Origin of the sequence: Marinobacter sp. SS8-8 (assembly GCF_030540945.1) — a bacterium.
Lineage (GTDB): Bacteria > Pseudomonadota > Gammaproteobacteria > Pseudomonadales > Oleiphilaceae > Marinobacter.
On record NZ_JASSVN010000025.1, the window covers coordinates 32,532 to 42,425 of the forward strand.

The window sequence follows — 9,894 nt, forward strand, 5'->3', positions numbered from 1 at the left end:
GGAGACAGTGAATTATGGCTCGTTATATAGGCCCGAAGTGCAAGCTGTCTCGTCGTGAAGGGACAGATCTTTTTCTGAAGAGCGGTGTTCGCGCGCTCGATTCCAAGTGCAACATCGAGACTCCGCCGGGTATGCACGGCGCGCGTCGCGGTCGTCTGTCCGAGTACGGCGTGCAGCTTCGTGAAAAACAGAAAGTCCGTCGTATCTACGGTGTACTGGAGAAGCAGTTCCGCAACTACTATAAAGAGGCAGCCCGAATCAAAGGTGCAACCGGTGAAAACCTGCTGCAGCTTCTGGAAGGCCGCCTGGATAACGTTGTATACCGCATGGGCTTTGGTTCTACCCGTGCAGAGTCCCGTCAGCTCGTTTCTCACAAAGCGATCCTGGTAAACGACAAGGTAGTGAATATCGCTTCCTACCAGGTCAAGCCGGGTGATGTTGTGAGTGTGCGTGAGAAGGCCAGGAACCAGCTGCGTGTCAAAGGCGCACTGGATCTGTCTGCAAGTCGTGCACCGGTGAGCTGGGTAGAGGTCGACGCCAACAAGATGTCCGGCGTTTACAGGTCAGTACCCGAGCGTACTGAATTGCCGGCCGACATCAACGAGAACCTCATCGTCGAGCTTTACTCCAAGTAAAGCCTGATTTGCAACGTAAGTAGCAACGATAGCAGATAGGGGCGTCTATGCAGCGTTCAGTACATGAGTTATTGACACCTCGTACCATTGACGTGAAGGAATCAAGCGCCACACGTGCCAAGGTTACGCTTGAGCCTCTGGAAAGGGGCTTTGGCCATACCCTGGGCAGTGCACTGCGCCGGATTCTCTTGTCTTCGATGCCGGGCTGCGCCGTGACTGAAGCGCAGATTGACGGTGTCCTGCACGAGTACAGTGCCATTGAGGGTGTCCAGGAAGACGTGATTGAGATCCTTCTGAATCTCAAGGGCGTCGCCGTAAAAATGCACGGTCGGGACGATGCCGAGCTTACGCTCAGCAAGAAAGGCCCGGGCGTTGTGACAGCCGGTGATATCAAGCTGGATCATGATGTCGAGATTGCTAACCCGGAGCATGTGATCTGTCACCTTAGCGAGAATGGTGAAGTGAACATGCGCCTGCGTGTTGCCCGTGGTCGCGGCTATGAGCCGGCAGACCAGCGTGGTCTTGACGAGGACGAAACCCGTGCCATCGGGCGCCTGCAGCTGGATGCAACGTTCAGCCCGGTTCGTCGTGTGGCTTACGCCGTGGAAAGTGCACGGGTAGAGCAGCGGACCGATCTGGACAAGCTGGTTATTGACCTGGAGACCAATGGCACCATCGACCCGGAAGAAGCCATTCGACGGGCGGCTACCATTCTCCAGCAGCAACTGGCGGTGTTCGTCGATTTTGATCATGAGAAAGAACCCGAGCGCGTTGAGGAAGAGGAAGAAATCGATCCGATTCTGCTGCGTCCGGTTGATGATCTGGAGTTGACAGTGCGTTCAGCGAACTGCTTGAAGGCTGAGAACATTTACTACATCGGCGATCTTATCCAGCGCACAGAAGTTGAGCTGTTGAAGACGCCTAACCTTGGTAAAAAGTCGCTGACCGAGATCAAGGACGTATTGGCGTCCCGTGGTCTGTCACTGGGTATGCGTCTTGATAACTGGCCACCGGCTAGCCTTCGTGGCGACGACCGGGTTCTGGGCGGTTAATCGCCGATTAGTTTAAGGTAAGGAATCAGAGCAATGCGTCATCGTAAGAGTGGTCGTAAGTTCAGCAGGACCAGTGCGCATCGCAAGGCCATGTTCCGTAACATGACTGCGTCACTGGTTGAACACGAGCTGATCAAAACAACGCTGCCGAAAGCCAAAGAGCTTCGCCGGGTAGCTGAGCCTTTGATCACGCTCTCCAAGAATGATTCGGTCGCGAATCGTCGTCTGGCGTTCTCACGCCTGCGTGACGATGCAGCGGTTGCCAAGCTGTTTGGTGAGCTTGGTCCCCGTTACAGCGAGCGTCCGGGTGGATACCTTCGTATTCTGAAGTGCGGTTTCCGTGCCGGCGACAATGCCCCGATGGCATTTGTTGAGCTGGTCGGTCGCCCACTGGATATTGAGGCGGAAGAGGTGGACGAAGACGAGGATTAATTGCCTCGGCTCGGTTCGTAAAAACCGGAAGGGTCAAGTCTTCCGGTTTTTTTGTGCCTGGAATGAAAAAGGGGTCAGATGAAAGCTTTCATCTGACCCCATGTTCATGCCCCGTGTTCATGACCCCATGTTTATCTCCCCAGCATCGGTTTCAGGTAACGACCCGTGTGGGAAGCCGGGTTATCTGCAACTTCTTCGGGTGTACCCTCCGCGATAATCAGGCCGCCGCCCGATCCGCCCTCCGGGCCCAGGTCGATGATCCAGTCAGCGGTCTTGATCACGTCCAGGTTGTGTTCGATCACCACTATTGTATTGCCGTGATCCCGCAGGCGTTCCAGTACATTGAGCAGTTGCTGGATGTCATAGAAGTGTAGGCCGGTGGTCGGTTCGTCCAGGATGTACAGGGTCTTGCCGGTATCCCGCTTGGACAGTTCTTTGGCAAGTTTTACCCGTTGGGCTTCGCCGCCGGAGAGGGTGACAGCGCTTTGGCCCAGGCGAATGTAGGACAGGCCCACATCCATCAGGGTCTGGAGTTTTCGGGCGAGGAACGGCACGGCGTCGAAGAATTCCCGGCCCTCCTCAACGGTCATTTGCAGGACTTCGTTGATGTTCTTGCCCTTGTACCGGACTTCCAGGGTTTCACGGTTGTAGCGCTTGCCCTTGCAGACGTCGCAGGGAACATACACATCCGGCAGGAAGTGCATCTCTACCTTGATTACGCCATCACCCTGGCAGGCCTCGCACCGACCGCCCTTGACGTTAAAGGAGAAGCGACCGGGCTTGTACCCCCGGGAGCGAGACTCCTGGGTGCCGGCGAAGAGTTCCCGAATAGGGGTAAACAGGCCGGTGTAGGTGGCGGGGTTGGAGCGTGGAGTTCGGCCGATGGGGCTCTGGTCAATATCGATGACCTTATCTAGCTGGCCCAGGCCCTTCAGGGACTGATAGGGCGAGTGGTTCAGGCTGGTGGCCTTGTTCAGCCTGGCGGCAGCCACCGGATACAGGGTGCTGTTGATCAGGGTTGACTTGCCCGAACCCGACACACCGGTGATGCAGGTCATCACCCCTAGGGGCAGGGTAAGGGTGACATCCCTGAGATTATTTCCTGTTGCCCCGGTCAGGACCAGTGTTTGACCGTTGCCCTTGTGCCGTTTTTTGGGAATTGCAATTTCCCGGGTGCCATTAAGGTACTGGCCTGTGAGCGAGTCAGGATTGTCGATGATCTGCTGGGGAGTGCCCTGTCCGATGACGTTCCCCCCGTGGATGCCGGCACCCGGGCCTATGTCGATCACGTGATCGGCGGCACGGATGGCGTCCTCGTCGTGCTCAACCACAATAACGGTGTTGCCCAGATCCCGGAGGTGGGTGAGGGTGGCCAGCAGCCTGTCGTTATCCCGCTGGTGCAGGCCGATGGAGGGCTCGTCGAGAATGTACATGACACCCACCAGCCCGGCGCCAATCTGGCTGGCCAAACGGATCCGCTGGGCTTCCCCGCCGGACAGGGTGTCCGCACTACGCTCGAGGGTCAGGTATTCCAGGCCGACATTTACCAGAAACTGAAGGCGTTGCCGCACCTCCTTCAGGATTTTCTCGGCGATTTCCCCTTTCCGCCCGGGCAGAGCCAGGGTCTCGAAGTAATTGTGCGCGTCGCCCACTGGCAACCGGGTTACGTCTGAAATGTTGTGATCTTCGATAAAAACATGGCGGGCACTGCGGCGCAGGCGTGAGCCGTGACAGTCCTTGCAGGGCTGGGTGCTCAGGTTGCGGGCAAGTTCCTCCCTCATACTCTGGGAGTCCGTCTCCCGGTAGCGGCGCTCCAGGTTTGGCAGAATGCCCTCGAACGGATGAGCCTTTTCCATGATATGGCCCCGGGAATTCACATAACGGAATGGAATGGCTTCGCTGCCGGAGCCGAACAGTAACAGGTTGCGGAATTCCTCAGGCAACTCCGCCCAGGGCGTTTCCAGATCGATGCCATAATGCTCTGCGACGCTGCCGAGCATCTGGAAGTAGTAGACAGCTCTCCGGTCCCAGCCCTTGATGGCCCCGGAGGCCAGCGTTGCTTCCGGGTGCTGGACAATCTTTTCCGGGTCAAAGAACTGCTTTACACCCAGGCCGTCGCAGGTCGGACAGGCGCCGGCCGGGTTGTTGAATGAGAACAAGCGGGGTTCCAGTTCACTGAGGGCATAGCCACACTGGGTGCAGGCGTAGCGGGCGGAGAAGGTGTGTTCTTCACCCTCACCAGTCATCGGAGCGACCAGCGCAATACCATCGGACAGCTCCAGACCGGTTTCAAAGCTCTCGGCAAGGCGCTGCTCCAGACCGGGCTTGACCTTGAAGCGGTCGACCACCACATCAATCTGATGCTTGCGTTTCTTGTCCAGGGCGGGCACGTCGTCGATGTCGTAAACCGCGCCATCGACCCGAAGGCGGATAAACCCCTGGCTGCGCATGGTTTCGATCACCTGGAGGTGCTCGCCTTTCCGGTCACGGATTATTGGTGCCAGGATCATCAGTTTGCTGTCCTCCGGCATCGCCAGCACTTGGTCCACCATCTGGCTGATGGTCTGTGCCTCCAGGGGCTGGCCGTGGTCCGGGCAACGGGGTTCGCCGGCCCGGGCGAAGAGCAGACGGAGGTAGTCGTAAATCTCGGTAATGGTGCCCACGGTGGAGCGGGGGTTGTGGGAAGTGGATTTCTGTTCGATGGAAATGGCCGGTGACAGGCCCTCGATGTGGTCCACATCCGGTTTTTCCATCATGGACAGGAACTGGCGGGCATAGGTGGACAGGGATTCCACGTAACGTCGCTGGCCTTCGGCATAGAGCGTGTCAAACGCCAGGGATGATTTGCCCGAACCGGAAAGGCCGGTTATCACAATCAGCTTGTCCCTAGGCATATCCAGGTCGATGTTCTTCAGGTTGTGGGTTCGTGCCCCTTTGATCTGGATATGGTCCATAACACCTCGCTCGGATAAAAACGAAAATTATACCGCGTTGGGCCTGCTGCGGCGAAAATGATGGAGAGGCAAGACGCGGTGGCGGGAGTCCCCCGCTGCGGCGCCTTCTGTTACAATGCGCCGCCTGCGAGGGATATGTGCCCTCAATCTGACCGCTTTCAACCCCCGGCTGAGGTACGTAACTGCCATGAACACGCTGGAAAAACGCTCCGTATCGGCCCTGGCGTCTGTCTACGCCATGCGCATGCTCGGACTGTTCATGGTGATGCCGGTGTTCATGCTGCTCGGTAGCGAGCTTGAAGGTGCCACGCCCGCCTTGCTCGGTTTTGCCATGGGCGCCTATGGCCTCAGCCAGGCCTTGCTACAGATTCCTTTTGGCATGCTCTCAGACCGGGTCGGGCGAAAGCGCATGATCTATATCGGTCTGGTGCTGTTTGCCACGGGTAGTCTTTTGGCTGGCGCCACGGATTCCATATACGTTGTGATTGCCGGTCGGATTCTTCAGGGGGCGGGGGCGATTGCCAGTGTGCTGATGGCCTTGCTCAGCGACCTGACCCGGGAAGAGGAGCGAACCAAAGCCATGGCTACGGTTGGGATCACCATTGGGTTGTCGTTTTCTGTCTCGCTGGTCCTTGGGCCTCTTCTTGGCGCCTGGTGGGGGCTGTCCGGTATTTTCTATGTGACGGCGGCGCTTGCTGTGGTGGCTCTGGTGATCGTTAACCGGCTGGTTCCCACCCCACACCAGCACAAAACCAGTGCCGATACTCATCCGGCCAGGGATATGCTGGGCCGTGTGGTTTCCGATGGCCGTCTGCTCAGGCTGGACTTCGGGATCTTTGCCCTGCATCTGGTGCTGACGGCTCTGTTCCTGGTATTTCCTTCGATGTTGCGGGATACCCTGGGGCTTGCCAGCAGTTCGCACTGGTGGTTTTACCTGAGCGTGATGGTAACGTCTTTCTTTGCCATGGTGCCGTTCATCATTATTGGTGAGAAAAAGCGCAAGATGAAACCGGTTCTGTGCGGGGCGATTACCCTGCTGACCCTGGCCACCGCCGGCTTGACAGGGGTGTCCGCCAGCCTAGTTGCTGCATGGGTCGGGCTGTTTTTCTTTTTCATGGCGTTCAATCTGCTGGAAGCCAGCTTACCCTCGCTGATCAGCAAGGAGGCGCCAGCCGCCAGTAAAGGGACGGCGATGGGTGTCTATTCCACTTCCCAGTTTATGGGCGCATTTCTCGGGGGCGCGCTGGGTGGCTTCCTGCTGGAGGTTGTCGGAACTGGGGGGGTGCTCTGGTTTATGGTTGCGGTGCTTGGCCTGTGGTTGCTGGTGGCGTTCACTATGCCTGCTCCCGGTTACACCACCAGTTTCGTGTTACAGCTGCAGCAGGTTATGAACGACCAGTACGACGACATCGATGACAATCTCCGTCGCCTGCCAGGGGTACGGGATGTGGTTATTGTGGAAGACGCTGCCACCGCTTATCTTAAGGTAGATCGTCAGCAATTTGATGAAGCGTTACTTGCGGACTTTTCCTTTGTCCGGCAGGCTGGCAGTTCTTGAAATCCGGAAGCCCGCACTCCCTGCGGGCTGTCCCTGAAAGCAGGACCAGGAGCGGAAGATGGCGCGAGGCGTAAACGTAACTATTCAGCTCACTTTTTCTCAAAAAGTGCTTGACAGGGTTTTTTCTCAAATCCTGGGAATTTCGGCCACGTCCGGGGCATTGCGGTAAAGGGGCGCTCAAGTCGCCTGTCATCCCGTCAGTGGTGTTTAAACGGACAGGCATCCCCGGGCAGGTCGCCAACAGGGAAAGTCCCGCACACACCTGCTCAGGAGGAAAAATCCGGCCTGGAAAAGTCGTGCGATAATGGCCGCACCAAACGACCGGGCTCAGGTTCATGAAGATCAATAACAGGGATGTCGATGACATCCTGGCAAACGTCAGGCAACAACTCCAGGACGACCCGACCCTGTCGGTGTCGCTGCGCACGACCATTGAGTTGCTGATTGCGCTGATCCAGATCTTGCTCGGCCGGGTCAGCGCCAATAGTAGCAACAGCAGCAAGCCGCCCTCCCAGGATCCGAACCGGCCTCCTGCCCCAGGGCAACCAATTCCGAGTGGTCGGCTACGAGAAGCGCCAGGTCTTCGACCTGGACATCAGCCGCTTCGTCACCGAGTACCAGGCCGGGATCCTGGAGAACGAACAGGGACAGCGCATAGTGGCGACGTTCCGCTATGAGTGCGGGCATGCGCTCTGCAATGCCCACCATCTGCGGGAACTGCAGCGCGCCTGGGAACAGGACAAGCAGGCCTGGGCGCAGCGCATGCAGACCCTGCTGTGCACCATGAATGATGCGGTCAAGAATGCCTGCGGCAGCCTGCCGCCGGACAAGGCGGAGGATTGGCGCAAGGCATACCGGCAATGCCTCAAGAAAGCGGAAGAAGAGTGTCCGCCCCCGGATGAAAGCCAACGGCAGGGCAAACGCGGCCGGCTCAAACGCACACGGGCTTTATCATTCCATTCAACCACAACCGGGGTAGGAAAGCGCTTTAATAAAAACCGTGACAGATTCGTTGTCTGCCTATCGCAGAGATAAATCAGGAGGAAAGAATGCCTGGTGTAGATCCAACCCGGTACGCATGACACGCCCTGCCTCAAACGGAGGCCTTCGGACTACGGTCAGAATGTTCGCTTTGCGACCAACGTACCAGTGGTCGCCGTTGATTGATTTCGGCCAGTAAAGGGAAACGATTCGTTTTATCCCCTCAGAAAATATGGAGAATAGGAAAGCGGATTCGAAGCTAACTAAAGCGAATTACATGGAATACCTGACTGCGATGTGGGAGCTGGCTGTAGCCGGTGAAAAGCAAGGAATTGTGTTTTTTATTGCGCTCTATTGCTTTCTGGCCATGAGTATTTCGCTAATTGGCCAGTGGCGTATGCGGCAATGGCCATCCACTACTGGCAAACTGTTAAAGGCAGGCACGCGAACCTTCGGCGCATACGATACCTCACCTTCGGAAACTCAGTACATGATTGATGTGCTGTATGAATACGAGGTGCGCGGGAAAAAACATCGAGGCAAACGCGTCTCACCGTGGATTTTTATTACCAATCACAATGCCAGTGCAATCTTAAATCATCAGTTTAAAAGCATTGATCGGAGAGGCGACCAAGTGCGGATTTTCTTCAACCCAAATAACCCGAAAAAGAGCACGCTACTGAGACCGGGTTGGTTCGGGATCTGCGTGAGCGTTGCGATTTGGATTGGTCCACTGATTGGCTACTGGGCGTCTTATCATTGAATCCCGCGACTGAAGCCAGAAGGTTGTAATACTGGTGTCAATGTTCGCTTTGCGACCCTAGCTGCCAAGTTACGTCGTCAATTTCCTACCACAGTAGTTTGGCGCGATCATGGCTATCTTTCGCAGCAACATTGGTTAAAGGAGTTGCTTCTTCAAAAGGTCTCGTTCGAATAAAGACGATTAGGCCGTTTGGCCAAGCAAAATTGGCTGGGTAGCAACTTTGTGGTTGAATGGAATGGCAGAACAGGCGGTTACGGAAGGTTTGGTTATACAGAGCTAAATTCGTGAAGGAGTACGGAAAGATCACGCTCAGGCAATGTTTGAGCGTTTTCTAAGCAAATCTGGGATGTGGAGACTAATGATGGGACAGCTCTTAAATCCCTCCTAAGTTATTGATTGGAAGGGAAGAGTGGTGCCCGGTGGCGGAATCGAACCACCGACACGGGGATTTTCAACCCGATGCCGCACCTCTTTTCTGGCCCACAGAAAACCACAATAGCCCATAAAACAGCCACTTGCAAAAATAGCATTCCACACATAACCACTCAAAAACACAGTTACGTTGACACTTTGTGGACACTTTGGAAACGACGATTTTGTGGAACGAATCGATACGAACCGTGACCAACTACGTATTGTTAACTGTGGTAAACAGGTCTAGTGTTAGTGGTAGGGGTTGTGAATACGTGGTTATAAGTGGTTTCTAGTGGTTGTTTTTTGAACCGCAAACCTTCAGAATCGTCAACCCGATTTAGCATTGTGCTAATTCTGGCGCAATCGTAAGGAGGAGCAGTCATGTCAGTAGCTAAGCAAATCGACTGCCAGGCAATGGACGCCAGGAAGCGGCGCCCGTTTAAGAATTCCAAGCCGCTTTCAGGTGATCACCTGGCTCTCATCAAAGCGGCGTCTGCAAAGTCTCAGGAGCAATACGCAGAGGCTTATAAGGAATTGGCGACCCGCTAATCTCTGCCGGAGGCAACATTGGAAGTTCGTTACCTCACGGTAGAGCAAGTCTGCGCACTTCATGATGAACAGATAGACTCATACACCCCAGCCGAGCAAAAACATGTTGCTGACTGGCGTGGTCTTGAGTCTGCTTGTGCTCGCCCCAGTCTCACCCATTACTATTGTCAAGGCAGCGATATTTGCGACTTGGCGGCCTCTCTAGCATTTGGCCTGGCCAAAAATCATGCCTTTGCAAATGCCAACAAAAGAACGGCTGCTGTATGCACGCATGTTTTCCTGCTGCTTAATGGTTATCAGCTTGAGATTAGCCACCGACAGCTGGTGGATCTCTATGTCGATCTTGCCAAGGACGTAATCGATCAGGACGGCATCGCTGATATTCTCGCCGAACATACCCGTGAGCTGACCGATTCCGAAAGGGCGTGGCTTGAGTGCGTAAACCGCTGAAGGTTGCCACCCATTCCACGTGAAGCCTGCCACCCGGACCGGAGCAAGGCTGCCACCCATCGGAGCGTAGCGACGCGGGGTTTCTCTTCTTACTCCGAACTCGCAG

At 55.8% G+C, this 9,894-nt stretch carries 9 protein-coding genes and 1 pseudogene; 9 read left to right on the plus strand and 1 reads right to left on the minus strand.

Annotated elements, in window-relative coordinates; translation table 11 throughout:
* Window positions 1-14: 14 nt before the first annotated feature.
* From rpsD to rplQ, 3 genes are read left to right on the plus strand one after another with little or no spacing between them, the layout of a single operon-like run.
* Window positions 15-635 carry a 30S ribosomal protein S4 gene (gene rpsD, locus QPL96_RS17915; RefSeq protein WP_099619753.1) on the plus strand — a complete coding sequence of 207 codons (621 nt, stop codon included), beginning with the start codon at window positions 15-17 and terminating at the stop codon, window positions 633-635.
* Between the two features lie 47 nt (window positions 636-682).
* A complete protein-coding gene (gene rpoA / locus QPL96_RS17920; protein ID WP_022989799.1) occupies window positions 683-1,687 on the plus strand; it encodes a DNA-directed RNA polymerase subunit alpha in 1,005 nt (334 codons plus the stop codon).
* A gap of 33 nt (window positions 1,688-1,720) precedes the next feature.
* Window positions 1,721-2,119: a 50S ribosomal protein L17 gene (gene rplQ / locus QPL96_RS17925; protein WP_117619479.1), complete on the plus strand. Its 399-nt coding sequence runs from the start codon at window positions 1,721-1,723 to the stop codon at window positions 2,117-2,119.
* 131 nt (window positions 2,120-2,250) lie between these two features.
* Here rplQ and uvrA read toward each other — a convergent pair whose 3' ends face one another.
* Window positions 2,251-5,073, minus strand: coding sequence for an excinuclease ABC subunit UvrA (gene uvrA / locus QPL96_RS17930; RefSeq protein ID WP_303288664.1), 2,823 nt, complete (start codon window positions 5,071-5,073; stop codon window positions 2,251-2,253).
* A gap of 187 nt (window positions 5,074-5,260) precedes the next feature.
* Between uvrA and QPL96_RS17935 the strand changes: the two genes are divergently transcribed.
* From QPL96_RS17935 to QPL96_RS17955, 6 genes and pseudogenes are all read left to right on the plus strand, one after another.
* The gene (locus QPL96_RS17935; RefSeq protein ID WP_303288665.1) at window positions 5,261-6,631 is read left to right on the plus strand and encodes an MFS transporter; all 1,371 of its coding nucleotides are present in this window, start codon (window positions 5,261-5,263) and stop codon (window positions 6,629-6,631) included.
* A 335-nt stretch (window positions 6,632-6,966) separates the two neighbouring features.
* Window positions 6,967-7,170: pseudogene (locus QPL96_RS19505) on the plus strand (DUF6444 domain-containing protein); the annotation flags it as partial.
* Between the two features lie 16 nt (window positions 7,171-7,186).
* Entirely contained in the window at window positions 7,187-7,666 is a 480-nt protein-coding gene (locus tag QPL96_RS19510; RefSeq protein ID WP_368388923.1) for a transposase, read from the plus strand.
* A 223-nt stretch (window positions 7,667-7,889) separates the two neighbouring features.
* Window positions 7,890-8,375, plus strand: a complete 486-nt coding sequence (locus tag QPL96_RS17945) for a DUF3592 domain-containing protein (protein WP_303288666.1) — start codon at window positions 7,890-7,892, stop codon at window positions 8,373-8,375.
* Window positions 8,376-9,170: 795 nt separating this feature from the next.
* Window positions 9,171-9,338, plus strand: coding sequence for a hypothetical protein (locus QPL96_RS17950; protein ID WP_303288667.1), 168 nt, complete (start codon window positions 9,171-9,173; stop codon window positions 9,336-9,338).
* 18 nt (window positions 9,339-9,356) lie between these two features.
* A complete protein-coding gene (locus QPL96_RS17955; RefSeq protein ID WP_303288668.1) occupies window positions 9,357-9,788 on the plus strand; it encodes a type II toxin-antitoxin system death-on-curing family toxin in 432 nt (143 codons plus the stop codon).
* Window positions 9,789-9,894 lie beyond the last annotated feature (106 nt).